Genomic DNA, 25,696 nt, shown 5'->3' with positions numbered 1-25,696 from the left:
CTCTTATAAAACATGCATGAAACTCACCTCTGCTGCTGTAAATACTTAGTAATGCTTCTTTGGAATATCTTCATGCTGCTGTCCACGTTCCTGTTTTCCATGAGTATCTTTGATATTTCACCGTCCGCCAGGTTCATGACCTGCTCATACTGCTGGTATTTAGGCTCTATAACCCCATTTTCAATTACATTATAAAGCAGGCTGCTGTTGATTACCTGCTCGCCCTCGTCCATGTCCTCCTGTATAATGGCAGCTGCCTGGGCGGATCCGGTAACGCTTTTGAGCACAGACACTCCCTGGGAATACCGGAATATGTCCATCTGCATCTCTTCATTTCCCGTCAGCTGTTTCAGAAACTCCCACGCCAGCTTTTCATGCTTTGTATTGCTGTTGATTCCCATGAGAAGGGAATCCACTCTGGAACGGTTTTCCCCCTCCTTGCCCGCGGGAAATGTGATGCAGTCCCACTGGAACTTGGTATATTTCTTAATCCGGTAAGGATATGTTTTATAGGTCCTGTACTCCGCAAAGGTCAGGGGCATGAAAGCCACGTTCCCCTTGTTGAAATCCTCCTGGGTCACGCTCTGTCCCTGGTTCAGGTCATTGAGGCGCTTCATGTATTTAATGGCATCCAGGACATGGGAGTCTGTAAAGGGAAGCTGCTGCTGATCCCCGTCATAAAACCTTCCCCCGCTGGTGTAAACCGCATTTCTCCAGCTGTAATTATAGGTTCCGAACTGGTCCAGCAGTCCGTCTCCGTTTACATCCTTTGTTATCTTACGGCAGATTTCATACATATCGTCCCAGGTCCAGTCCTCCCCCGGCACCTCAATCTGCTCTTTCGCCAGAAGGGACTTGTTGACAAATAAAAGGACGGGAACCGTTTCATAAGGAAGGGCGCACTGGTGTCCGTCGTACTTTCCCGCATCCAGGGCAGTAGTGAAAAAATCATTCCGGTTAAACCCGGCGTCGTGTTCAATGAGCTCGTCCAGGTTTTTCATGACTCCCAGGGATGAATACAGGTTGAAATCCGTGTCCGGCACCATAAACACGTCCGGCATCTTTCCCTCTAAAAGCTTTCTGGCGCACCACTCCGAGTAATCCTCCTTGCTGATTCCGCTGTAGTAATGTATCCTCACCCCGGGATGCTCCTCCTCGAACTTTGCTATGGCCTTGTCTATCATGACAAAGCTGCTGGCACTGGCCACATCCCAGTTGCTTCCCGTGAACATGCCGAATTCCAGGACAATCTCCTTCTCATGGTACTTATATATACATCCAAGGAAGCCTGCAAGGAGGAACACGGCTGCTCCCAACCCCAGTGTCCATTTCCATCCCTTCATCCCAATCTCATCCTTCCTTCTGCCAACATCTTGACCTCTCCCGATCCCCGTACACTGGTCCGGTCAAATCTCATGTGCCCAGCCGCTTTCTCACGTTGGTCTGGACAGCCCAGATGGCCAGCTGGGTGCGGTCCCTCAAATCCAGCTTGTTCAGTATAGTGCTGAGATAATTGCGCACTGTTCCCTCAGACAGCTTAAGAGCCTCAGCTATCTCCCTGTTGCTGGCCCCCACTTCCACCTGGGCTATGATCTTCCACTCTGTCTTTGTAAGCTCATCCACATTTTTATCACCCACAAGTATGCTGTAATCTGCCTGGGCCATCTGCGAAAACAGCCTCAGCACCTTGGTTGCAATATCCGGGTTAATCATAGCCCATCCATTATACACCGTGGTGATGGCATTGGCCAGTTCATCCATGGACACGCCTTTTAAGAGATATCCGCTGGCACCATATTTCAAAGCATTGTAAACGTACTCGTCATCGTCAAACGTGGTGAGAATAATAATTTTTATCTGAGGATAATTTTCCTTGATGATTTTCGTGCACTGCACACCGTCCAGCTTGGGCATCCGTATGTCCATCAGTATGACATCGGGTTTATTCTTCCTCACGCTGCGGATGACCTCCTGTCCGTTGGAAGCCACATCCGTAACCATTATGTCCGGCCTGCTGTTGAGCACAATCTGCAGGCTCTGGCGAATCAATTCCTGATCGTCGGCAATCAATACTTTAATCATAAGTCTCCCCCCATCGGATTGGTATTCTTGCATTAACAGTAAATCCGTCGCTGCCGTCAAATGTAACAACGCCGCTCAGCATCTTAATCCTCTCCTTCATATGCTTTGTTCCGAATCCGCTTTTTATCTCCTTGCATCCGATTCCGTTGTCCCTTATTTGCAGAAGGATATCCGTATCCTCCTTCTTTATGGTAATCCATATCTGGCTGGCATGGCCATGGCGCAGCGCATTGGTGATTCCCTCCTGGATAACCCTGTAAATGGCATTTTCCTCGTCCTCGTCAAATTTCAGGTTCTTTACCTGGCAGTCAAAATACACCCTTGCGCCGGACACAGCGTTCATGTCCGATACCATCTTGCTGATGGCATATTCCAGGCTGAAGCGCTCCAGGGCGTCCGGGCGCAGCTGGCTGACTGAGCGCCGTATTTCCTTAATGCCGTCCCTTGTGACCTTGGAAATAAGCTCCAGCTGGTCCTTTGTCTGCTGGGGCGACGTGCCTATGGTGGCCAGGCAGGCGTCTATTCCCGCAGCAATTCCGGTCAGGGTATGCCCCAGGGTATCGTGGATTTCCCTGGCCAGGCGGTTTCTCTCCCGTGTCTCAGCCATCTTTTCCGCCATCACGGAATACTCCTGAAGCTGCTCATTCACATCCTGAAGCTGCTCGTTCAGGGCGTGTATCTCGTCCAGATTTCCCTGCTGCTGGTTGATGATGTTCACACAGTACACCACGAACATGATTACATTCAGGGATACCAGGATATTATAGCTGCTGAGCAGATACTGCTGGGTGGTTGCATTGTAAAATGAGATATAATCCTGTATGGAATACAGGCGGTATGAAATGGAAAGCAGTTCGTAATCAGCCAGTATAAAACTGCCGATTGCCACTGCCGCCAGAAAATACCTGGATTTCCCGTTCTTGGCATAGAGAATCACATTGGAAAACACCAGCAGCAGAATTCCGTTGTAATTAAAATTCAAAAGTATGATGATGGCAAAACATATGGCAAAATCAGCCACAAGGCTGAAAAGAATCACCTTGCTGTTGTCCGGAAACAGCCGGTCCCGCACAAACATACTGCCTGCCAGAAGAGCCAGAAGGAGGGCGCAGAGCCAGATGTTCCAGTAAGGATACCAGACAATGGCCTGGATGCCGCTTAAAAACTCCCTGGCCACATAGCTGCGCCGTATATTTTCAATTGTGGCATATATAAATATGCTGAGTCCCATGACAGATACCACATTCAGCGCCAGAATGCCCAGCTGCAGGATGCGTACCCGCCTGTTATCCATGTTCGTATCCATCTTCTCACTGCCACCCGTCTATCTCAAACTCGTGGAGGTTATCCCTCGTAATCATGGTGCTGGGCATGCTTATGTATTTCTCCACCGGCTCCCCGTCCAGGTATCGGTATGCGGTCTCAGCCGCCTTCCTTCCTATGGACCTTGGGCTCTGGGCGCTGGTTCCTGTCACATAGCCCACATCCAGGATTGCCTTGAAATCCGGAGAGCCGTCGATTCCGTAAATCAGGACGCCCTCCTCCCTCCTGGCCTGCTGCAGGGCTGCCAGAGCCCCCAGTGCCGTGGGGTCATTGCCTCCCAAAATCACGTCAAAGCTGATGTCACGGCGCAGCAGGTCGGCCATCACATGGGAGGACACCTCAATCTCGCCTGCCGCAGCTTCCCTGTATACCACCTGGTAATTGTGATTGTCCGCTATGGTGTCCAGAAAGCCCTGTTCCCGGTTGGTAATGGAGGTCTGTATGGGGTTGTCAAGGATGACGATTTTAGCCTCGTCCTTTCGTTTCATCATATCCAGGGCGCAGAGCTGGCCCGCCTGGTAATTGTCTGTTTCAATAATGGAAATTACGGAGTCCCGGTCCTTCACCACCGTATCCACATTGATGATGCCGACTCCCGCCTCTCTGCACGCATCCAGGGCCGGCTGTACCTTTTCCCAGTCCACGGGATTTAAAAACAGCATCTGGATGCCCTCGTCTATCATTTCCTGAATCTGTTCATTCTGCTTTTCCTGGTCCTGAAGGGGATCCCGGGTAAGCAGGATATCGCCGTTGGCTTCCACCACCTCTTCAATCCCCTCATTGAGTACATCAAAATACGGATTATTCCTGGTCATATAGGTGGCCCCGAACAGCCTGGCCTCATGCTGGCGCCCGCTTGCATCCCCATGGCCGCAGCCCCCCAGCAGGAGCATGGCGCCCGCTGTCAGGATTAACAGACCTGTCCCTATCTTCATCTGGTTCCCGCCTCCCTATTCTTGGCTTAACTTCCCGGCTGCCGGTCATATCCCCGGCTGTCCGGTCATGCCCCCGGCTGCCCGGTCCTTCCCCATTATACCTCAAAGATGCAAATCTGTAATATTTCATAGGAACTTTTTATAAAACTTTGGTTTCGACAAAAAGCGCCCCACTGCCGTGAAACGCTTTTGCCGTAAACCAGGCTCTATTCCGCCTTTTTGTTTCTCAGATAATCCACAAAAACAGCCAGGAGAATTACAGTTCCCTTTACCACGTACTGCCAGAAGGAATTTACATTCAGCAGATTCAGTCCGTTGTTCAGCACGCCGATAATCAGGCCGCCTATGATGGTGCCTCCGATTTTACCGGAGCCGCCTGCCATGGAGGTGCCGCCCACCACAACAGCCGCAATGGCGTCCATCTCAGCTCCGTCTCCTGCCGTCGGCTGGCCGGAATACATACGGGAGGCCAGAACCACGCCCGCAAGTCCCGCCATGATTCCTGAATAGGTATGTACCAGGAATTTAACCTTGGCTGTGCTGATGCCTGAGAATCTGGCTGCCTGGGAGTTGCCGCCCACCGCATAGATATGGCGCCCCAGCTTTGTCTTATTCATGATAATGGCCGTGATAACCAGCACCACTGCCAGAAGTATAACCGGAGTGGGGACTCCGCCCACGTACCCGGCTCCCAAAAACTGCCATTCCTTTGTAACCACACGCACAGGTGAACCGCCTGTATATACATAGGCCAGTCCCTTTGCCACATTCATGGTGGCCAGGGTCACGATAAAGGGCGGTATGGTTGTCTTTGATATGACAACGCCGTTAAACATACCCACCACGGTGCCCACCAGCACGCCGCCCAGTACGCCTACTGCGATTGGAAGGCCGTAACGGGACACGCAGCCGGCTGCAAAGCAGCCTGAAAGGGCGATGATGGAGCCAACGGACAAATCAATGCCCCCCAGGATAATGACCATGGTCATGCCGCAGGCCAGGAACAGGTTGGACGATATCTGTCTCAGCACATTGAATATATTTTTCTGGGTCAGAAAGGAGCCGCTGGTCTTTGGAAACACGGATAAGAAAATACACAAAATAAGCAGGGCCCCGATGATGCCGATATTATCCTTGAAATATTGTTTTACATTTTTCTGCAATCTGGTTGTCATTTGACTTTCCCCCTTTTCTTACTTTGCCGCCAGCTTCATGATTTGTTCCTGGGTGACGCATTCCTCATGGCTGAAGCACCCGGTTATCCGGCCGTCGCACATGACATAGACCCGGTCGCTCATGTTGAGAATTTCAGGCAGTTCTGACGATATCATGATAATGGACACGCCTTTCTTCACCAGCTCATTCATAATTCCGTATATCTCAGACTTGGCGCCCACGTCCACGCCCCTGGTTGGCTCGTCCAGAATCAGTATCTTGGGGGCGGTGGCCAGCCATCTTCCAATCATTACCTTCTGCTGGTTGCCGCCGGACAGGTTTCCGATAAGCTGTTCCTGGGACGGGGTCTTGGTATCCATCATCTCGATATACTGCCGGGTAATCTCCTCCTCCTTGTCCGCATCCACCCATATGCCCTTTATAAAGCTCTTCAGCACCTCAATGGTGGAGTTGAACCGGACGCTCTGAACCTTATACAGTCCCTCCTGCTTCCGGTCCTCAGGAACCAGGGCAATGCCGAACTTCATGGCATCAATAGGAGATTTGATGGCCGCCTTTTTTCCATCCACGCTGATTTCACCCGTGCAGCCGGGCGTCAGTCCGAAGATACACTTCATGGTCTCGCTTCTTCCGGCGCCTACCAGCCCCGCAAAACCAATGATTTCCCCCTCACGCAGTTCAAAGCTGGCCCCTTTGACCATCTTTCCGTCTGCAATGTTTTCACATTTTAAAACCACCCGTCCGGGCTCCATGTAATCCCTGGTGTAATACTTGGTCAGCTCCCGGCCCACCATCATGGCAATGAGATGGTCCCTTGTGGTATCCTTCACCCGCTCGGTGCCCACATAGGTTCCGTCCCTCAGCACAGTAACCCGGTCGCAGATCTGCTCCAGCTCGTCCATCTTATGGGATATATATATGATTCCCACGCCCTTCTTTGTGAGCTCTCTCATGGTGCTGAACAAAAATTCCACTTCCTTGTCCGATATGGATGAAGTGGGCTCGTCCATCACAAGAATCCTGGAGCGATAGGAAATGGCCTTGACGATTTCCACCATCTGCTGCTGGGCAATGGTCAGGTCCTTGACCAGCGTCCCAGCGTCAATGCTCATGTGGTATGTATCCAGCAGCTGCTGGGCTTCCTTTTCCATGGTCTCATGGCTGACCCATAGCCCCTTTGACGGCTCTCTGCCAAGAAAGATATTTTCCGCCACAGTCATGTGAGGTACCAGTACCAATTCCTGATGGATAATGGAAATTCCGTTGTTGTGAGATGCATTTACCCCGTCAATGGTTACCTTTTGTCCGTCAATAAAAATCTCGCCCTCTTCTGCGATGTAGATGCCGCCCAGAACCTTAATCAGCGTGGATTTACCTGCCCCGTTTTCACCGAGCAATGCGTGGACCTCGCCGGCCCTCAGTTCCAGGTCCACCCCCTGAAGCGCCTTGACTCCCGGAAATGATTTGTGGATGTTCTTCATTTGAAGCAGAACTGTTTCACTCATAATCTCACCTGCCTGTTCTTCTATTCATATGGTTCCTGACAGAGTTTCCTGCCGTGCTTTTGCGTTTTGAGCCTGTCAGATAAAAAGTGCCTGGCCCCCGCAGGGGCCCAGCACTTTTCAGACTAATCTCTTACTGCCATCCATCTGTGCCATACTTATCTACATTTTCTGATGTAATAAGGAAGGTTTCTACCGGATATCTTGATTCTACCTTATCGCCGTTTAAGTATGTATACATGATATTCACTGCGGACTGTGCAATCTTAACAGGAGACTGTGCGCCGCTTCCTTCTATCAGGGATTCCCCGGAAGCCATCTCTGCCTTGATGTCAGGAGAGCCGTCCACGCCGTAAATCATGCAGTCTGTAAGACCGGCTGCGTTGGCTGCTGCCAGTGCTCCCAGTGCAGTGGGGTCATTGCCTCCGAAAATGGCAACCACATCGCCGTGAGCCTGCAGAAGATCCTCTGCAATACCCATGGAAACTTCCAGATTGCCCTTGGCATCCTGCTGTGCAACGATGTTAAAGCCTTTTCCTTCAATTGCATCTAAAAATCCGTTTGTCCTGTCCGTAACAGAGTTCATGGTAGGAGAATCCAGTACAATGATATCCCCGCCGTCCGGGCATTTCTTTACAAGGTCCTCGCCGCAGACCTTGCCTGCGTTATAGTTATCAGAACCGGTGTAGGAAATCAGGTAGGACAAGTCCGCTACCTCTGTATCAAATCCCACGATGGGAATTCCTGCTTCCTTAAGCTGATCCAGAGCCGGAAGGATTCCCTCTGCCTCTGCCGGATTCATGAACATGGCGTCAATGTTCTGGGAAATCAAATCCTCTACCTGGGTAATCTGAAGAGTGACATCATTGGCGGGATCCACTGCAATCAGCTCGTCGCCGTTGGCCTCAACCATTTCCCTCATTCTCTTCTCAATGGTGACAAAGAACGGGTTGGTTCCATCCATACAGGTATAACCGAATTTGTAATGCTTGTCCGGGTCCTTCTTCTTCACATCAGCAGATGCCATATCGGCTGCTGCCGGAGCTGCCGCTTCTGTGGCTTCCTTGCTCTCCTCTGCCTTCTCAGGCTCAGCGGCCGCCTCCTTGGCTTCCTCTGTGGTCTGGGCCTGGGTTGGCGCCTCGGTGGCTGCTGCCGTTGTCTGGGAGTCCCCGCTGCTGCACCCTGCCAGGGCAGAACCTGCCATTGCTGCGCACATCATTACCGCCAACAGCTTCTTAGTACTTTTTTTCATAAGTTACCTCCTTTTGCAAAATGTTTTGTTGTTTTTGCTGTAATCAAATCTTATCACGCTTTTCTTTTTAACACATGTGCACAATGTAATCATTTTCATATGACATTTGTCATATTTTTCATCATCACTTTTGCCCTTTCCCGTTCAGCCGCCGCAAATTTTCATCGTTTTGCACAACTGCCCGCCGCGGGATACTCATTGCACAGCAGACGGAAGGGCGGCTCATCCTCCTCTATAACCGGAAAACGGCCTGCCGGCAGATAGAACCGGTTGTCCCGGTTATCGTCATTACACATGGATACCTCGCCCAACAGAACCGGCCCTGTGCCCGGCTCCAAATGGAAGTCGTGATACAGATAAGGCTGGATGGTAATGCTCTCTCCGGGACACAGCCGTATCTGCGTTCCCGCGGGAACTGTGTACTCCCGCCCGTCACTGTGTATCCGCACATCTGTGTCAGCCAGCTCCTCCTCCCTGCCGGCATTATATATGCCTATGAGCACATTTCCTCCTCCCCTGTTGATGATATCCTCCATCTTATTCCAGTGGAAATGCATGGCCGCAGACTGTCCTTCCTTCATGTACAGCAGCTTTTCCGCATAGGGTTTCGTGTACTTATCCATGGACACATTGCCGTTTCTCAGGGTGATGAGGGAGAATCCCACCTTGTCAAAATCCCCCATCCCAAAATCCGTGATATCCCATCCCAGCATGTTGTCCCGGACCTCATCGTATTCATGGCCCTTTTCGTTCCATTCTTCCGGTGTAAAATAACAGAACGGGGGCAGTTTAAAGGAGCATCTGTCAATCATCTTTTCCATGTCCCTCAATGCCCTGTTGATTTCTGAACGTTTCATGGCTTTTCCTCCTTTGCCGACTTACTCCAGATGGGAGAACACCCTGATTGTGTGGAGCACATCCTCCTTCATGGCCTGGACCGCCCACTGGGTTACATCGTGGAAAAATACATATTCTTCGGCTGCCCTGCATTTTTCCTTTACATACATGCCGCCCGCCTTGGCAAGGTACGTGTAGTAATTAATTTTCCTGACCCCGTTGGCAATACATTTCTTAAAATCCTCGTCGCTGACCCCGGATCCGCCGTGCATCACGATGGGAATGCCGATGCTTTCCCGTATCCTGCGTATCCTGTCAAAATCCAGCTTTGGCGTGGTCAGATACAGCCCGTGCACGGTGCCGAATGAGCAGGCCAGGGCGTCTATCCCGGTAAGCCCGGTGAAAGCCCGTGCCTGTTCCGGGTCCGTATAGCAGCTCTCCACAGCTTCCCCTTCTTCGCCTTCTCCCACGCTTGAGAATTCCTGCCTTCCCATGGCTCCTATCTCAGCCTCCACGGAAGCGCCCCAGTCTCCGGCCATTTCCACCGCAATCTTTGTGTTTGCCGCATTTTCCTCAAAGGGCAGAACGGAGCCGTCATACATCACTGAGGTGAAGCCCATTTCCAGGGCTTCCCTGAGGATTTCCAGCTTATCGCCGTGGTCCAGATGGACGCATACAGGCACAGAGGATTTCTCTGCCATCATCACCATCACCGGCCCGATGACCTTAAGAGGGATAATGGACTCATGGACCGGCGCAAACTGCAGGATAACCGGCTGTCCCAGCTCCTCAGCCGCCCCTAATACGGCCTGAATCCCCTCCAGAGATGTGATGTTGAAGGCGCCGACTGCTATTTTTTTTGCATCTGCCAGGTCTAAAACTGCTTTCATTGAAACTAACATGTTATATATTCTCCTTTCTTCCGGCCTGGGCCGGGACATACAATGAAATATATTTCTTAGTAATGCTTCTTCTGCCTCTTACGGAGGAAGCCGCGTTTTCCCTATGCGGCATTCCTTTTGTTTGGCCGCAAATATGGTTTTTTTTATGTCACGGATGGATGATGTTCTGCTTCTCCCATCCAGCTTCCATCTTCTGCCTCAGCTCCTCAAAGGACAGCAGGCCGCTCAGGGCATCGTAGGCCGTGACGCAGGACGCACCCGTGGCAGCTGCCAGACGGATGCATTCAAGGGGCCCGCAGCCGTCCAGCATTGCCTTTATGAAGGCGGCTATGCTGGTATCCCCTGCCCCTGTTCCTGACAGGATGCAGTCCGGCACATAGCTGTCCTCAAAATGGCTGATATCATTCCATCCTGTAAATTCCGGCAGGAATTTCCTCCATACCGGCTCAGGTGCGGTCTTCAGATACATGCCGGCTGCCCCGCATTTCAGGAGAACGCATCTGGTCCCCATGGACAGCGCTCTGGCAGCCAAAGGCTTAACATCCTCCTCCAGGGATAATATGCCTGTGACATCCTCGCCACCTGCCTTCTCCTGCCATTTGCAGTACAGAGGACGGTCCAGCATGTATCCCAGCTCCTCAATGCTTGGCACGAAGAAATCCACATAGGGCAGCACCCGCTCCAGTATCCTTGCCCAGTCCATGCCTGCTGCTTCGGAATCCGGGTCCACCGCCACCAGGTCCAGGGACGTGGTAAGCCCCATGGATTTTACCTTCTTAAAAAGCCGTACCAGCTCCTCCCCCTCATCCAGATAAAACCTTCGCATAATGGGAGGATAACCAAAATGAAAATGTGATGCCTCCCCTACTTTTTCAAAGTCCACGTCCCCGCAGCCAAAGGTATCATTGCAGCCCGGATCGTGAAGAAAAAAACGGTCCAGTCCCTTGGGCGCCAGTACAATGGTATAGGACGTATTCTCACCAGGAACCTGGCTGATGCAGGTCTCGCAGCCATGTGCGCTTATCATGTCCTTCAGCGCATTGCCAAAATAATCATCCCCTATTTTGGCCATCAGAACCACGTCTGCACCCAGACGTTTAAGACCCAGGCCTGTGTTGGAAACAGCTCCTCCTGTACACATCATGGCTTTTCCCACCTTAAGCAGCTTTCCCGGCTGAAACAGTTCAGAGAGCTTCTGCTTCCCGCTGTTTTGGAAAACCGGCGTAATGTCCAGGGAAATATGCCCGGCCACCGCTACCTTTTTATTTCCTTCTTCCATCTTACTTCCCCCTTCCGCACCCAATCATAGCAGTTTTCATGAATAAATCCAATGCTTTGTGTGCAATTATTACATAGGTAATATTTTATATGACATTTGTCATGTGCATATTGCACAACGCAAAATGCACTATACAAAAAACAAAAGTAATAAATCGCCGAAAACGCAAAAAAGCCCTGAGGGGCCGTGAATATCACGGCGCCCCCAGGGCTTTAAGGTTATTTATTTAACCCATACATGCAGATTCTAATGGCACTACGGATTCAAGTGTTACTTGCGAATTCTATATTTCGATTACACTGCTTACGCGATTGCCGCCGCTGTCTGTCCCCTGTCCCCTGACCACTCTATGGCGTCATAGGCCTGGGCAATATTCAGCATATGATCACCGATTCGCTCGTAGTCGGTCAGCATTTCCGAATACAGGATGGAGGACTCCACATTGCAGTTTCCCTCCCGCATGCGGTCAATCTGATTCTGCCGGAACTTGCGGGTGATATCGTCAATCCTCTGTTCAATCTCAGCCACCTCTGACAGCGGGGACTGCGTATCCCCGGCAGCCGCCGCCTTCAAAAGCTCCATGCCTTCCCGGCAGGTTTCCTCCATGACAGCAAATTCCTTCCTGGCGTAATTGGAAAACTGAAGTCCTTTTGCCTCTATGGTTTCGGCATACTCCGCCAGGTTCATGGCATGGTCACCGATCCGCTCAATATTTCCCAGAATGGTATACATCCGGTTCAGGGTGTCAATATCCTTGGGCGTCTGGTCCAGCACAAGTATCTTGGAAATCTTCTGGGACAGTCTCATATTGCTTAAATCAATTTCCTCTTCCCGGTCTGCGATGGCCTGGATTCCCTCCGAAGCTCCCTCCTCCACAGCCTTGAAGCTCTGGGATACATTCTCTGCCGCAGTTGCCAGCATCCCCTTAATCTCGTCATGAATCTGGTTGATCGCAATGGTGGAGATACCAAGGTGGTGCTTGGAGGCCATAAGCCCCTCAAACCACTGGTCCGCATCCTTTACAGGAACTGCCTTATCCGGAAGAATGGCAATGGCAATCTTCTCCAGAAGGGCGCCAAAGGGCAGAAGAATCAAGGTGGTGCTGATATTGAAAATAGTATGGACATTTGCAATCTGAGCCACCGGATTATCCGGAGTCAGGCTTACCACAAAGTCCGTAAAAGGAGTCAGGATGCACAGGGTCACAAACAGGGCCGTACCAATCACATTGAACATCAGATGAATCAGGGTGGTGCGCTTTGCATTGCGGCTGGTTCCCACAGAAGCCAGAAGCGCTGTAATACAGGTACCGATATTCTGGCCGAACAGCACGAACACGGCACTGTGAAGGTTGATGACGCCGCCCATAGCCAGAGCCTGAAGGATACCCACAGACGCAGACGAGGACTGGATAATGGCTGTGAATACCGCTCCTACCAGGATTCCCAGAAGGGGATTGGAAAACTTGGTCACCATATGGATGAAGGTTTCGGAATCCCGCAGGGGAACCATGGCATCGCTCATCATGCCCATGCCGATGAACAGGACGCCGATACCGGCAATAATACCTCCCACATGCTGTACCTTTTTATTTTTCGCGAAAATCAGGGACATAACGCCCACAAAGGCGATGAGCGGAGCCAATGCTCCTATGTCCAGGGCAATCAGCTGTCCCGTAATGGTGGTACCTACATTGGCACCCATGATAATCCATACAGCCTGCTTAAGTGTCATAAGACCCGAGTTGACAAATCCAACTGTCATGACGGTTGTGGCTGAAGACGACTGAATCAGGGCTGTGATTCCTGCCCCCACCAGCACTCCCAGAAAACGGTTTGCCGTAAGGCGCTCCAGAATCTGCTTCATACGGTTTCCAGCCACAGCTTCCAGATTGGTACTCATCATCTGCATGCCGTACATGAACAGGGCCAGGCCGCCCAGCAGGCTTAAAACCAATTCTACTCCCATGTGTTTTCTCCTTTTGTCCGAGGAAATTAGCTTCTGCTATATTATCATTTTACGGATAACCTTATGTGTTCCGGAATAATTCCGGGTAAAAATGGGCAAAAATATGGCATAGCCCGCCATCCCAAACAAACGATCGCAGGTTATGCCTCCTTTATCATATTCTTGCGGCATCCGTCACACAGGGCGTTTCCCATGATATCTATAGCCTCTTTTCCTGATTATTTACCATTTCTTTACGACTTCTTTACACATACTCATTATACGGGATATTTCATATGTCGTCAATATCGTTTCCCGCCAGTAATGTAAAGTCTATGTAAATTATGTGTAAAATTTCTTCTGGAAATACATATATTTACAAATCTCCCCGCAGCAGAGCCGCACCATTATCCATTTATTGAGTATATTGTTTTTTCCTGTTATTATACATGATTTTTAAAAGACCGATGGCAAGAACTGCCGGTATCCAGCCGGCTGCGGCCAGACCCGCCTTCAAATTACCTCCTGATGCCCCTGCTATGAGTCCCACCAGCGCCGGACCGCCGGCACATCCCAGATCCCCGGCCAGGGCCAGCAGGGCAAACATGGCAGTACCGCCCCGCGGACAGCTCACGGACGCCAGCGAGAATGCTCCCGGCCACAGGATACCCACGGAAAACCCGCACAGCCCGCAGCCGGCCAGTCCCAGAACAGGGCTGGCGGCAGTGGACGCCAGCCCATAGCTGAAAATGCACAAAACGGCGCTGCCTGTCATAAAGGCGGTGAGACGGATGCGCTGGCTGTATCTGGCATACATTGCCCTGGATATGCCCATGAGAATTGAAAACATACAAGGTCCGGCCAGATCTCCCACTGTCTTTGACACATTAAGCCCTGATTCAGCAAAAGCGGAGGCCCACTGGCTCATAGCCTGTTCCGATGCCCCTGCGCAGACCATAATAAAAATAAAAAGCCAGAACAGGCTGCTTTTTAACAGTCCCCGAATCCCCATCTCCTGCCCATCCTCTGTCAGTGCCAGAATGGGAACCCGCGAAAACAGGACAGCGTTCATAACAGGGACTGCTGCCCAGAGAAGGGCCAATACCCGCCAGCTGTTCAGACCCGCTGTCTGAAAAAAGACAGTGGACAGTACCACCACGGCCACGGACCCCCAGCAGTAAAAAGAGTGCAGCAGGCTCATGGCCGCATCTTTGCGGGCCGTTGGACAGGCTTCCACAATGGGGCTGATCAGTACTTCTATGATACCTCCCCCCACTGCGTACAGGGCAACGCACACAAGCAGTCCTCCAAAATGTCCCGGAACCATATCCGGCAGAAAGCTCAGCCCGGCCAGCCCCAGGGCAGCGAACACATGAGCCGCCACAATGCATGTCCTGTATCCAATCCTGTCCACAAACCGCGCCGACAACAGGTCCACCGCAAGCTGAATGCCAAAATTCACCGTAACCAGCATAGCAATGCGCGCCAGAGATATGCCATAGCTTTTCTGGAAAGTGAGAAATAAAAGCGGAGCAAAATTATTGACCACTGCCTGGACCACATATCCCAGGTAGCTGGCATTCAATGTTTGGTTGTAATTATCTTTAAGGGCCACTTATGCGGTCCCTCCTCCCCGTTTCCTTCATTCCGTTTTCTTTATTCCGTTTCCTTCATTCCGTTTCCTTCATACCGCTTCCTTCATTCCGCTTCCGGCAAAGCCCTAAAGCGCGGCCTCATGCTCCCGGCCATAGACCTCAATCTGTGTCAGGGCAGGGAAGGGGGACGGATCGTCTGCCTTTATGAGCTGTCCGAAGGTAAGCCATGTGATACCCCTGCGCTCCAGGCTGATGATATGAGGTTCAACGCTCTTTTCAAGCTCCACTGTCTCAGAGGTTCCGTCGGAAAAGGTAAAGGTCACCTTCTCCCACCAGTTGTCATGAGGAAAGTCAGCCCTTGTATAGAGGACAATCTGGTCAAAATCCACGGGGCGGCCAAACTCCAGCGTCATTTGGGCATCGTCCTGCATATTGATTCCCCATGACTCATATGGCCACTTTCCATGGGACAGGTTTGCCGTCACACCGTCAATGGCGTTGCGGGCCGCAAACACAGCCTCTCCCCTGGTTTCCACATTGGCGTGGGCGTGGGGATAACATTCCTGGCCCCTGTGCTGGTCCATAACGTTCTTGGCCAGATTCCGGTATGATTTAATTTCATAATCCCTGGCATACCGCATAGTCAGATAGTGGCGCTCTCCTGTAAATGATTTGGGGTTATAGGATGTCTTACCCTCTGCAAAGGGAACCTCATAAACCAGCTCATTTCCCGCCCCATAGATAAAGGCTTCATCCATGGTATCATCCACACGTATGATATAGAAACGGTTCTTTTCCGGAAGAGAAAATATAATCCTGTCTCCCTCCTCATACTCACCCTTCCATGCCAGTACGGCCTGTTCCCTGCCTGCGGCCTCCGCCTTTACCGCATCGTTTTTATCCTTCACTGTAATCTGCATTCCCATATATTTACACACTCCTCTTTCCAACAATTTCTTTTGGGTTCTTTCATTCTACCATGGAGTCCCAGGGAATACCATATACAAAAAAGGCGAAATTTTATAATATTTTAAGCATTAGCGAATATTCTAATATTTACAAAACCTTCACTTTTTATTCATCAGAACCTGATATTGCTGATGGTATAATGGAAAAAATAATGAATGAAGGGGATGATTGGATGAATTGGAATGAAACATTGAGAAACAATGTAACCCGCGCCCAGGAACTGAAAACGTATATGAGGCTTACCAGCCAGGAGGAAGAACACATGACCCGAATCCTGGAACAGTTTCCCATGACAGTCACAAGATACTATCTGTCTCTTATTGACTGGAACAATCCGGAACAGGATCCTGTGTTCAGGATGTCTATACCCTCCATTCGTGAAACCGACCTGTCGGGGGACTTTGATACCAGCGGGGAGGCGGATAACACAGTGCTGCCCGGCCTGCAGCACAAGTACAGGCAGACGGCGCTCATCCTGTCCACCCACCGGTGCGCCATGTATTGCAGGCATTGCTTCCGCAAGCGGCTGGTGGGAATCCCCGGCGGCGAAACAGCCGGAAATGTGGACCAGATGGCTGCCTACATCGTCTCCCACCCTGAAATAACCAATGTGCTCATATCCGGCGGGGATTCCTTTCTGAACAGCAATCAAATCATACGCCGGTATCTGGAGGCATTCAGCTCCATTAAACATCTGGATCTAATCCGTTTCGGCACCCGCACCCCGGTGGTGCTGCCTATGCGGATTTATGATGACCCGGAACTTCTGGATATTCTGGCCCGCTATACAAAAATCAAACAAATCTATGTGGTGACCCAGTTTAACCATTCAAATGAACTGACTCCGCAAGCAGTAAAAGCGATCCGGTGCCTGATGGACGCTGGTGTCATTGTAAAGAACCAGACCGTTCTGTTAAAAGGAATCAACGATGACGCAGGGAGTCTCGGAACCCTGTTAAAGAATCTGACAAGATACGGTGTCATTCCCTATTACATTTTCCAGTGCCGTCCCGTATCCGGGGTAAAGAGTCAGTTCCAGATTCCTTTGACAGAGGGCTGCCGCATTGTGGAAGAGGCAAAAAACATGCAGAACGGCCAGGGCAAATGCATCCGCTACGCCATGTCCCACGTCACCGGCAAAATCGAAATCCTGGGCCAAATGCCCGACAAAAACATGCTTTTTAAATATCATCAGGCAAAATATGAAAAAGACCAGGGCCGTATATTCTGCGAGAAATTGGCACCTGGACAGGCGTGGCTGCAGGGGTGATACCAGACTTTGCCGCAGACTGTTTCCCGGCCCATGCAGGACTTTGCCGCAGGCAAATGTTAAGCCGCGGGACATACCCTAACAGGGGCATGTCCTGCGGCCTTTTTGTGCCGTAGGCGGCTGTATATGTAATTACATCAGTGACAGATACAGGTTCTTGATATCCTCAAAGGACGGATCCTTTGGATTGCCCGGGCGGCAGGCATCATCCATGGCGGACTGTGACAGGAAGTCCACATCCTCTGGCTTAAGGATTTCCTTTAAGTCAGCAGGGATTCCCACGTCAGCGGACAGTTTCTTTACCGCGTCCACTGCTGCTTTGCGGTATTCCTCCTGTGTCATATTCTCAACACCATCCACGCCCATGGCAATGGCAATGTCTTTAAACTTGGTTCCTGTACATGGCGCATTGTATTCCATGACGGTTGGAAGGATGATGGCATTGGCAACGCCGTGGGGGGTATCATATAAAGCGCCCAGGCCATGAGCCATGGAGTGCACAATGCCCAGACCGCAGTTGGAGAATCCCATTCCGGTCAGATACTGGCCCAAAGCCATGCCTTCCCTGCCCTCTGGCTTGTTCTCCACCGCATCCCTCAGGCTGCGGGCGATTACTTCAATGGCTTTTAAGTTAAACATGTCGGTCATCTCCCAGGCACCCTTTGTGGTATAGCCCTCGATTGCATGGGTCAGGGCATCCATACCGGTAGCAGCTGTCAGTCCCTTGGGCATGGAAGACATCATCTCCGGATCAACCACTGCCACTACCGGGATATCATGGGTATCCACGCATACGAATTTACGCTTTTTCTCCACATCCGTGATCACGTAGTTAATGGTAACTTCCGCCGCGGTGCCTGCTGTGGTGGGAACTGCAATAATCGGCACACACGGATTCTTGGTCGGAGCAACGCCTTCCAGACTTCTCACATCCTCGAATTCAGGGTTGGTGATGATAACGCCGATAGCCTTGGAGGTATCCATGGAGGAACCGCCGCCAATGGCAATGATATAATCGGCTCCGGATGCCTTGAAAGCCGCAACGCCGGTCTGCACGTTCTCGATGGTCGGGTTAGGTTTGATATTGGAATAAATCTCGTAGGCCAGTCCTGCATCCTCCAGTACCTTTGTCACCTTGCAGGTTACATTGAACTTAATCAGGTCAGGGTCGGAACATACAAAAGCCTTCTTAAATCCCCTTGCCTTTGCCTCATTTGCAATCTCCTGGATTGCACCTGCGCCGTGATAGGATGTCTCGTTTAATACGATTCTGTTTGCCATGATTTTCTTCTCCTTTACATTGACAGTACACCGCCGGACCCATCTTAAGTGTCCGTGGATTTACCTGGTTGCTTTTGTTAATATTATAACAAGTCCTGTTTTAAAATAAAAGTGACAAACATCCCTGTCTGTCACTTTCCTTTAAGTTTTGTGCAGTTTCACCATTTAGGATTATGCATAATCACCATGTTCTGTCTCTGCTGCGGCTGGGGATATCCGGGACTTTCCGGGGCTTAAAGCAGTTTCAATTTTCCGAACACCTCTGCCAGCTTTGGCGGCATGGCTTCCACCAGCTTATCCGACATTTCCCGGGGTGTGTCCTTCATGCCTCCCAGAACCCACTTCACCGTCATGTATACGGAGCCCTGGCAGTACATCTCCAAAAGGAACTGAAGCTCCCGGCCCAAAGGCTGGCTGGTTTTTCTTGCAATCAGGTCCGTATAAAACTGGAGAATCAGTTCAAAATCATGTTCCTTTAATGAGTTCCTGTCATCGGAGCGGAACGCTTCTGTGAAAAACACCTTTTCATTGAGAATGAACTCAAACTTCCGGGTCAGGCTCTCCCCCACCGTATGCCCCATGCCAATCTGCTCAAAAGACTGAAGCACCAGCTTGTCAAAATACCAGTTTATCAGATCGTACTTGTCCAGAAAATTCCGGTAAAAGGTCTGCCGGGTCACACCGCAGCCCTCCACAATATTTTTGACCGTAATCTTATCCACGGGCGCTGTCTTCATGCACTCCTTAACGGATTCAGCCAGCTTGTATTTTGTTTTCTCCTGCTTTCCTGTAACGGCCATGGTATTCCTCCTGCGGCAGGTACTGCACGGAAACCCTCCGGTACCTGTGTATTTTGTAACATATCCCTGCGCCACAACAGGCAGTGCAGCCCTGGTTGCGCTGCACTGCCCGCTGCTTCTATGGACAGTATATCAAATTTTGAGACAGGCTTCTACCTGTTTTTGAAAATGCTTACCATTGCCTTCCACATCTGTACCAGCACATTCCACATCCGCCTTAAGGGGCTTTCCTTGGCCTTTTCCACCTCTGCATCCGCGGTCTTGGCCGTGTCGTCGTCCACGCTGATCTCATCGGTGCGCATGACAATCTGCAGTGTCTTGGGCGGTTTGTTCCGGTCCGAGGTAAAGGATACCTTGTCTGCGGACGGATCCATAAACAGGAAACGGTTATCTGTATCAAACTTATCCAGCTCATTGTCAATGGTATCCTTCATGGTGCGTCCGGCCTGGCGCATCACCGTGGTGCTGTCCAGGATGTTCAGGCTTTTATCCAGAAGTTCCATACTGCCGCGCAGGCTGTCCCTGGCAGCCGCGTCAAAATCATCGCTGCTGTCTTTTAATGTGTTCTGGATGATAGTCAGGGTGCTGATTCCATTGTTGAGTGCATCTGTGGTACGCCTTACCAGTTCCTGGGAGTCATCCAGGGCAGTCTGGAGATCCGGATAATATACGTCCAGAGAATCATTGAGGGCCTTTAAATCCTCAATCAGATAATCCATATTGTCAACTATCTCGGCGCTGTATTTCGCAGAATCAGACGTGTCATCCATCAGGTTCGCCATCTTGTCTGTCAGGGATTTGCTCCGGGCAGATAAATCCTGAAGGACTGCCACCTTGTCATACAGGGATTGTTCAATGGCTATCGCGGCTTCTGCGGCGGCCTGCTGGTCGATACTGCTTACCAGAGGGATGTTTTTCTTCTCTATGGATGCGGTGGCCGCCAGGCCTGCCAGGCCGGTGTTTCCTGTATTTATGGCAGAGCTAATAGCAGTGCCTGTATCCGGGGTGTTACTGCCGGAGTTTCCGCTGGAATTTCCGCTGGAATTTCCACTTTCTGCTGCGCTTGCGCTGCTGCTCCCGGTTGCGCTTCCGTTGGTGCTCTCGCCTCCGGTTGTATTTCCGCTTCCGGCTCCAGTTCCGCTTCCGTCCGTACTTGCGCCTCCGGTTGTATTTCCGCTTCCGCTCCCGGTTGTGCTTCCGTCCGTACTTCCACCTCCGGTTGTATTTCCGCTTCCGCTCCCGGTTGTACTTCCGTCCGTGCTTGCGCCTCCGGTTGTATTTCCGCTTCCGGCTCCAGTTCCGCTTCCGTCCGTACTTCCGCCTCCGGTTGTATTTCCGCTTCCGGCTCCAGTTCCGCTTCCGTCCGTGCTTCCGCCTCCGTCCGCATTTCCGCTCCCGCTCCCAGTTCCGCTGGTGCTTCCGTTTCCGTCTGTGCTTCCGCTTCCTCCGGCACTTCCATCCGGGTTATCTTTCCCCTCCGTACTGCCGCCGGAATTTCCGCTTCCCTGGTCATTCCCCTGATTATTATTCTGGGTGTTTTCCTGGCTGCTGCCTCCGCCGGATGACGAATGGCTCCCGCCATTTGATGTCCCGTAATCCACATCCTCCATGTTTTCCAGTTCTTCCTCATCCAGCTCCTCGTCATAGAGCCTTCTGGCCTTGGTACTGGAACTCTTATACAGACTGAGATACGTCAGCAGTGTGTCCTGGGATGCCTGAAGCTGGGTATCCAGCGCAATGATGGATTCCATGGTCTTCTGGAGTTCCGGCAAATCGCTGCTGATACCGCCTGCGCTGTTTTCTATGTTCTTAAGTCTGGTCTGCAGCTTTCTCAAAGGGTCCTGCATGTCTCCCAGCGTGTTGACAATGTCATTCATGCTGCTGTGAACCACCTCGGCACAGTCCTTGGCCGTCTGCAAATGGGGAATCATGGTATCCATCTGCTGTGACACCGATGTAAGCGCTGCCAGCGTCTGGTCATTTCCGGCCAGTATGCTGTCCTTGGAATTACTCCACTTCTGTCTGGCGCTCTCCGCTGAGTCCATACCCTGGCGGACCTGGTTCACGCCCTGCCGCATGTTCTCCACAGACTTTGCCATCTGCTCCAGGCTGTCGTAAAGCTCATCCCCTGCATCCTGCCACGTATCCTTGGCTTCCTTCAGGTCCTTGATATGTTCCAGATCCTCCACCGTACCCGGTACCATGGCCATAATCACGCCAATGGTCTCAAAGCTGTCCGTGCCGATGCGCACCGTGTAATCCCCGTCCTCCCCGGGGAGGGCGGTAAATACCACCGCTGTGGTTTCACCCAGGTTCTGGGTCTGGGACCCTTCAGCCTCCACGCTGTAGCATTTGCTCATATCCACGGGCACAGCCACCATAAGCATCATGTTGTTGCGGTAATACTCCCCGGCATTGTCATTGGGCTCTGCCTTCACATTGATCTCAATCAGCCCGGAAGCTCCTGCCAGCTTATCGCCGTCCATGGGTACACCGTTCAGCTTGTAAGATACGTCAAAGTCCCAGGGCAGTACCATCATGCCTTTATCCACAGCGCATTTAAAATAAAATCTTCCCCTCTGGTCCTCCGGAAGCTGCCACGTCACCATTCCGTCCCCCAGCACAGGTTCGATGCTGTTAGACATGTTAATCACATTTTCATAGGTTCCGTAATCCGTAAATTCCGTCTGGCCGTTGAGGCCCACCCCCTTTACCACATTAATCTTATCCACCCTGCCGTAATAGTCCAGGTTCACATACATGGTTTCATCCACGTCCACAGAAGGCTGTGCTCCGTATACAGGCGCGCTGCCAGTGCCGGTGCAAAGCATGACAAAGACCATTCCCGCTGCCATGATTCTCTTATATTTCATTTTCATTGCTTTCCACCTCCGCTGGTTCTAAATCAGTCCGTTTCAATGCGGACGCCTTGTTGACAATGGTACCTATTCCTGCCTTTATCAGGGCTTTGCGCTTTTCATGGCGCCGTTTCAGATACTTCTGCAGGCGGTCCCATTCATTGCTGGTAATGATACGGTCAAAGAGCACCAGAAGGGCCGGCAGCACAGTCAGCACCAGAATCACGCTGAACAGCGCCCCCCGTCCAATCAAATGGCCCAGGTCCCCTATAGCCGCTGTGGTTGATATGAAATGAATGATATATCCAGCCAATATGATAATGGTTCCCGAAGTAAAAATAGAGGGACAGGACAGCATCAGCGCCTGGATACACGCTTCCTTCTTCTCCAGGGACTTTCTACAGGACACATAATTGTTGGTGAGCAGAATGGAATAATCCACCGTGGCTCCCAGCTGGATGCTGCTCACTATGATGTACCCCATAAACACCATGGTATCCCCTGCCAGGTAAGGCATGGCCATATTGAGGAAAATCGCAGCCTCAATGGGCACCATGACAATCATAGGTATGGCAAAGGACCGGAAGCTGAACATGACCACCAGGAACACGCCCAGCATGGATAACAAGTTTACCCTGGAATTATCCGCCGTAATCGTAGTCTTGATATCCTGTGTGGAAGGTGTTTCCCCCACCAGATAGGAATTCTCCGGATAATACCGCTCCAGAATATCCCGTATTTCATCCGCGCCCTTAAATGCCTGGTCGCTCTCTGTCTTGGTCCGTATGTAAATAAGCATCCTGCAGTAATCCTTTGTGTGGAGCTCACTGGTAACGGAATATGGCAGGAACTCCTCGGGTATTCCCTCCGGAAGGGTATTGGACATGGACGTCACACTTTTCACATAGGGAAGATCCTCTATCTCATCTGACATCTCTTTCTCCGTTACAGCCGAAGTATTGGGATACATGGCCAGCATCATATTGCTTCTTCCAAATTCCCGGGAGATTACCTGGTCATCCGCATAGACCTGGGTTCCCTCGCTGGCTCCCACCGCACTGTTGCCGTACAGGAAATCATTCATTCCCTGGGCCACATAAGCGGGCGGCGCCAGAATCAGCATAATGATAAGGGATGCGTAACGCACCCTGTAGACCCATTCGCTGAATTTCCGGAAGGAGGGCAGGAAAGGACGGTGCCTGGTCTTATCATTCCACCTGGAAAATTTGAGAATCATAGCCGGCATAAAGAACAGCACGGTTATAAGGCTGAACACAATTCCCTTTGCCAGCACCAGTCCCATATCAAATCCAATGGTAAACTTCATGGATACCAATGCCAGAAAGCCCACCACCGTGGTCAGGCTGCTGGCAAATATGGAGTTGATGGCAGCGTCAATGGCATTGATCATGGCCTGTTCTTCTGAGAGCCCCTTCTGCTTTTCCCTGGAAAATGCATCCAGCAGGAAAATAGAGTAGTCCATGGAGGTGGCCAGCTGCAGCACCATAGCCACATTATTGGTGAGGAACGAGACTGTCCCGATAAAAATATTCGTGCCCCGGTTCAGCAAAATAGCCACACCCATAACCAGCAGAAAAAGGAATGGTTCCGACCAGGCGGTGGTACTGATGCACAGCACCGCAAATATCATAATGACGGCAACCGTAAGAATGAGGTTCATCTCGCTCTCCACATTTTCCGTCAGGGATTTGTTCTGTACAGCCATTCCCACATAATATCCCTTATCCCCTGTAATAGCTTTCATCTCATCAATGGCCTGGGATGTCTTCTTTGCCGTATCCCCCTGGTCAAAGGTGATGTCCATAACAGCACATCCGTCCTTGTAGTAGTCCTCAATATCCTTCTGGCGTATAAAATCCTCGCCTGAATAGATATTTACCGTACTGTCGCACCAGAGAATCTGGTCCACCCCGTCCACTGCTTCCAGTTTATCCTTGTACTGCTTTGCCTCATACAGGCTCACATCCTTAATCATCAGCCTGGCAGTGCCCGGATAGCCGAATTCATCCTCCATCAGGTCCAGTCCAATACAGGATCTGGCCGATGCAGGCAGGTACTCCGTCAGGTCATAATTCACATTTACAAAAAGCATCGCTATCAGGGAGAAAACACACCCTGCCACAAATACGCTCTCAATCCAGCCTTTTTTATGTATGATAAACCGGGCCATACGGAAGGAAAACTTATCCCCCTCCTGCGGCTCCCGGCCTTTTACCCTGTGCATTCTGTCCTTGATTCTGCCAAACAGCTTCTGTCCCATATTTCCATGCTCCTTATGCTGCCGCCCATTGCGGCTGTGCCCTGCAGGCCTTATACCCTGTGCCGCGCAATTCTGCTGCGGTATTTCTGCTGCGGTATTTCTGCTGCGGTATTTCTGCTGCGGCGTTTCTGCTCCGGCATTACCGCTGCGAAATTTCCGCTCCGGCGTTTCTGCTTCGGCATTACCGCTGGGATATTTGCGCTCCGGCAATTTGCTTCAATATTCCTCCACAAAATCCTTACGCTCACCGCATCAGAATCACCACAAAATATTGCTTCCCGTCCTTTTCCCTGTGGGCCATCCCCAGGCTGCGGTAATATTCCAGGGAATACTTCCGGTCGGTCTTTGACTGGAAACGTTTATCCAGCTTTTCCTTTATTTTATCAAAGGCCTCTGACGCGTCCTCACAGTCCCTCACGTACAGCTCCAGACAGGAAGCACTCCTTCTGTAGTTGATAACGGAGAGGTAATCGTTAATGGTACCTTCTCCGGGAATCCTGTCATCTGCATAGCCCCCTGCCATGGCTCCCTCCAGCCTGTGGTCCGCCGCCTTGTTGAGGGTCATATCCATCTGAAAGCCCGCGTACCGGTCATAGACACGGTGCATATCACCGTCATATTCATCCTCACGGTCCGGGTATTCCTCAAAGAATAAATCCTTCTTTTCCTCATTCAGCTGGTCAAACAAATCCTGGGCCATATGGTCGTAGCATCCTGCGTCATAAGCCCCTCCGCCTGTATTTTCCACCCAGCCGGCCGAAACCAGGGCTCCCTGTGCTGAAAACTCGTATTTCCCGTTATCCAGTATCAGCTCTCCCAGGTTCATGCCCCCATCTTCGTGGAAGTAATACCACTCCCCGTCCACTTCCCGCCAGCCTGTAACCATGGCCCCATTTTCATCCATGTAATAGGACCTTCCGTCTGCCTGCAGCCATCCCCTGTGTAAAGTTCCATCCGGTTCCAGCCAATACCATATTCCCTCTGTCTGGTTCCAGCCCGGTACAAATGAAAGGCTTATCTCCTGCGCCTGCTCATCTGCCAGAGCCGTCACGGGTCCGGTCCCCTCAAAGGCCCACAGAGCTCCCGCAGCAGCCAGAATGACTGCACATATTCTATATCTCATGCCATTTGCCCCCGTTCCTTATATATATATCCATTATACACCTTTTATACTGTTAAACAACGTCCATTTTGTTAATTGACTTTTGTTTATTTATTGACTATAATGGATTATAATAAATTATGGCAAAAATACAATGATTAATTTCCTTCATTTTGATGGTTAATCAACATTTTTTCCATTTTTGTGCAAAATACAATTGTTAAATCTTTGTAAATACACGCAAACCCATATAATGATCTCTCGGAATCTTGAGTGATCATGCCAGCAAAACTCTGGCATTGAAC

Annotated in this window: 19 protein-coding genes; 1 reads left to right on the top strand and 18 read right to left on the bottom strand. The window is 50.9% G+C overall.

The genetic code is table 11. The annotated features are described in order from the left end of the window. Positions 1-23 precede the first annotated feature (23 nt). From LI015_RS13980 to LI015_RS13920, 13 genes are all read right to left on the bottom strand, one after another. Positions 24-1,343, bottom strand: coding sequence for an ABC transporter substrate-binding protein (locus LI015_RS13980; RefSeq protein ID WP_227125416.1), 1,320 nt, complete (start codon positions 1,341-1,343; stop codon positions 24-26). 70 nt (positions 1,344-1,413) lie between these two features. After that, positions 1,414-2,082: a response regulator transcription factor gene (locus LI015_RS13975; RefSeq protein ID WP_002569763.1), complete on the bottom strand. Its 669-nt coding sequence runs from the start codon at positions 2,080-2,082 to the stop codon at positions 1,414-1,416. Continuing rightward, the gene (locus LI015_RS13970; protein ID WP_118018682.1) at positions 2,075-3,388 is read right to left on the bottom strand and encodes a sensor histidine kinase; all 1,314 of its coding nucleotides are present in this window, start codon (positions 3,386-3,388) and stop codon (positions 2,075-2,077) included. The genes LI015_RS13975 and LI015_RS13970 overlap by 8 nt, the downstream gene beginning before the upstream one ends. Before the next feature lie 4 nt (positions 3,389-3,392). Then, on the bottom strand, positions 3,393-4,340 hold the full coding sequence (locus LI015_RS13965) for a sugar ABC transporter substrate-binding protein (protein ID WP_002569765.1): 948 nt from the start codon (positions 4,338-4,340) through the stop codon (positions 3,393-3,395). A 206-nt stretch (positions 4,341-4,546) separates the two neighbouring features. Next, positions 4,547-5,515 carry an ABC transporter permease gene (locus tag LI015_RS13960; protein ID WP_002569766.1) on the bottom strand — a complete coding sequence of 323 codons (969 nt, stop codon included), beginning with the start codon at positions 5,513-5,515 and terminating at the stop codon, positions 4,547-4,549. Positions 5,516-5,533: 18 nt separating this feature from the next. Beyond that, entirely contained in the window at positions 5,534-7,021 is a 1,488-nt protein-coding gene (locus LI015_RS13955; protein ID WP_227125414.1) for a sugar ABC transporter ATP-binding protein, read from the bottom strand. 130 nt (positions 7,022-7,151) lie between these two features. After that, entirely contained in the window at positions 7,152-8,270 is a 1,119-nt protein-coding gene (locus LI015_RS13950; protein WP_002569768.1) for a sugar ABC transporter substrate-binding protein, read from the bottom strand. 161 nt (positions 8,271-8,431) lie between these two features. Further along, positions 8,432-9,127, bottom strand: a complete 696-nt coding sequence (locus LI015_RS13945) for a D-lyxose/D-mannose family sugar isomerase (RefSeq protein WP_118018684.1) — start codon at positions 9,125-9,127, stop codon at positions 8,432-8,434. A gap of 21 nt (positions 9,128-9,148) precedes the next feature. Beyond that, complete coding sequence (locus LI015_RS13940; RefSeq protein WP_227125412.1) at positions 9,149-10,009, bottom strand: class II fructose-bisphosphate aldolase; 861 nt, start codon at positions 10,007-10,009, stop codon at positions 9,149-9,151. Between the two features lie 148 nt (positions 10,010-10,157). Beyond that, positions 10,158-11,288 (bottom strand): carbohydrate kinase family protein, encoded by a 1,131-nt coding sequence (locus tag LI015_RS13935; protein ID WP_117625336.1) that lies wholly within the window; start codon positions 11,286-11,288, stop codon positions 10,158-10,160. Positions 11,289-11,591: 303 nt separating this feature from the next. Further along, the gene (locus LI015_RS13930; RefSeq protein WP_002569780.1) at positions 11,592-13,256 is read right to left on the bottom strand and encodes a Na/Pi cotransporter family protein; all 1,665 of its coding nucleotides are present in this window, start codon (positions 13,254-13,256) and stop codon (positions 11,592-11,594) included. Positions 13,257-13,650: 394 nt separating this feature from the next. After that, positions 13,651-14,850, bottom strand: a complete 1,200-nt coding sequence (locus LI015_RS13925) for an MFS transporter (RefSeq protein WP_117625338.1) — start codon at positions 14,848-14,850, stop codon at positions 13,651-13,653. A gap of 105 nt (positions 14,851-14,955) precedes the next feature. Then, positions 14,956-15,756 (bottom strand): DUF7402 domain-containing protein, encoded by an 801-nt coding sequence (locus LI015_RS13920; RefSeq protein ID WP_002569782.1) that lies wholly within the window; start codon positions 15,754-15,756, stop codon positions 14,956-14,958. A gap of 215 nt (positions 15,757-15,971) precedes the next feature. Here LI015_RS13920 and LI015_RS13915 point away from each other — a divergent pair, with 215 nt between their 5' ends. Then, positions 15,972-17,069, top strand: a complete 1,098-nt coding sequence (locus LI015_RS13915) for a KamA family radical SAM protein (protein WP_117625340.1) — start codon at positions 15,972-15,974, stop codon at positions 17,067-17,069. Positions 17,070-17,201: 132 nt separating this feature from the next. Here the strand turns inward: LI015_RS13915 and fucO are convergent, their stop codons facing one another. The 5 genes from fucO to LI015_RS13890 all read right to left on the bottom strand — a co-directional run bounded on the left by fucO (position 17,202) and on the right by LI015_RS13890 (position 25,412). Further along, on the bottom strand, positions 17,202-18,350 hold the full coding sequence (fucO, locus tag LI015_RS13910) for a lactaldehyde reductase (RefSeq protein ID WP_002569784.1): 1,149 nt from the start codon (positions 18,348-18,350) through the stop codon (positions 17,202-17,204). A 233-nt stretch (positions 18,351-18,583) separates the two neighbouring features. Beyond that, a complete protein-coding gene (locus LI015_RS13905; RefSeq protein ID WP_002569785.1) occupies positions 18,584-19,150 on the bottom strand; it encodes a TetR/AcrR family transcriptional regulator C-terminal domain-containing protein in 567 nt (188 codons plus the stop codon). A 152-nt stretch (positions 19,151-19,302) separates the two neighbouring features. Beyond that, entirely contained in the window at positions 19,303-22,029 is a 2,727-nt protein-coding gene (locus tag LI015_RS13900; protein ID WP_227125410.1) for a methyl-accepting chemotaxis protein, read from the bottom strand. Further along, a complete protein-coding gene (locus LI015_RS13895; protein ID WP_227125408.1) occupies positions 22,013-24,289 on the bottom strand; it encodes an efflux RND transporter permease subunit in 2,277 nt (758 codons plus the stop codon). The genes LI015_RS13900 and LI015_RS13895 overlap by 17 nt, the downstream gene beginning before the upstream one ends. Before the next feature lie 244 nt (positions 24,290-24,533). Then, complete coding sequence (locus LI015_RS13890; protein ID WP_227125406.1) at positions 24,534-25,412, bottom strand: hypothetical protein; 879 nt, start codon at positions 25,410-25,412, stop codon at positions 24,534-24,536. Positions 25,413-25,696 lie beyond the last annotated feature (284 nt).

This window comes from Enterocloster sp. 210928-DFI.2.20, from assembly GCF_020554465.1.
GTDB lineage: Bacteria > Bacillota > Clostridia > Lachnospirales > Lachnospiraceae > Enterocloster > Enterocloster bolteae.
This window is presented reverse-complemented; position numbering and strand designations above follow the sequence as displayed.

What these genes read in the sequence shown, in the direction of transcription:
- LI015_RS13980 (WP_227125416.1), bottom strand. Translation starts at nt 1,343, where the DNA reads ATGAAGGGATGGAAATGGACACTGGGGTTGGGAGCAGCCGTGTTCCTC.
- LI015_RS13975 (WP_002569763.1), bottom strand. Translation starts at nt 2,082, where the DNA reads ATGATTAAAGTATTGATTGCCGACGATCAGGAATTGATTCGCCAGAGC.
- LI015_RS13970 (WP_118018682.1), bottom strand. Translation starts at nt 3,388, where the DNA reads ATGGATACGAACATGGATAACAGGCGGGTACGCATCCTGCAGCTGGGC.
- LI015_RS13965 (WP_002569765.1), bottom strand. Translation starts at nt 4,340, where the DNA reads ATGAAGATAGGGACAGGTCTGTTAATCCTGACAGCGGGCGCCATGCTC.
- LI015_RS13960 (WP_002569766.1), bottom strand. Translation starts at nt 5,515, where the DNA reads ATGACAACCAGATTGCAGAAAAATGTAAAACAATATTTCAAGGATAAT.
- LI015_RS13955 (WP_227125414.1), bottom strand. Translation starts at nt 7,021, where the DNA reads ATGAGTGAAACAGTTCTGCTTCAAATGAAGAACATCCACAAATCATTT.
- LI015_RS13950 (WP_002569768.1), bottom strand. Translation starts at nt 8,270, where the DNA reads ATGAAAAAAAGTACTAAGAAGCTGTTGGCGGTAATGATGTGCGCAGCA.
- LI015_RS13945 (WP_118018684.1), bottom strand. Translation starts at nt 9,127, where the DNA reads ATGAAACGTTCAGAAATCAACAGGGCATTGAGGGACATGGAAAAGATG.
- LI015_RS13940 (WP_227125412.1), bottom strand. Translation starts at nt 10,009, where the DNA reads ATGTTAGTTTCAATGAAAGCAGTTTTAGACCTGGCAGATGCAAAAAAA.
- LI015_RS13935 (WP_117625336.1), bottom strand. Translation starts at nt 11,288, where the DNA reads ATGGAAGAAGGAAATAAAAAGGTAGCGGTGGCCGGGCATATTTCCCTG.
- LI015_RS13930 (WP_002569780.1), bottom strand. Translation starts at nt 13,256, where the DNA reads ATGGGAGTAGAATTGGTTTTAAGCCTGCTGGGCGGCCTGGCCCTGTTC.
- LI015_RS13920 (WP_002569782.1), bottom strand. Translation starts at nt 15,756, where the DNA reads ATGGGAATGCAGATTACAGTGAAGGATAAAAACGATGCGGTAAAGGCG.
- LI015_RS13915 (WP_117625340.1), top strand. Translation starts at nt 15,972, where the DNA reads ATGAATTGGAATGAAACATTGAGAAACAATGTAACCCGCGCCCAGGAA.
- fucO (WP_002569784.1), bottom strand. Translation starts at nt 18,350, where the DNA reads ATGGCAAACAGAATCGTATTAAACGAGACATCCTATCACGGCGCAGGT.
- LI015_RS13905 (WP_002569785.1), bottom strand. Translation starts at nt 19,150, where the DNA reads ATGGCCGTTACAGGAAAGCAGGAGAAAACAAAATACAAGCTGGCTGAA.
- LI015_RS13900 (WP_227125410.1), bottom strand. Translation starts at nt 22,029, where the DNA reads ATGAAAATGAAATATAAGAGAATCATGGCAGCGGGAATGGTCTTTGTC.
- LI015_RS13895 (WP_227125408.1), bottom strand. Translation starts at nt 24,289, where the DNA reads ATGGGACAGAAGCTGTTTGGCAGAATCAAGGACAGAATGCACAGGGTA.
- LI015_RS13890 (WP_227125406.1), bottom strand. Translation starts at nt 25,412, where the DNA reads ATGAGATATAGAATATGTGCAGTCATTCTGGCTGCTGCGGGAGCTCTG.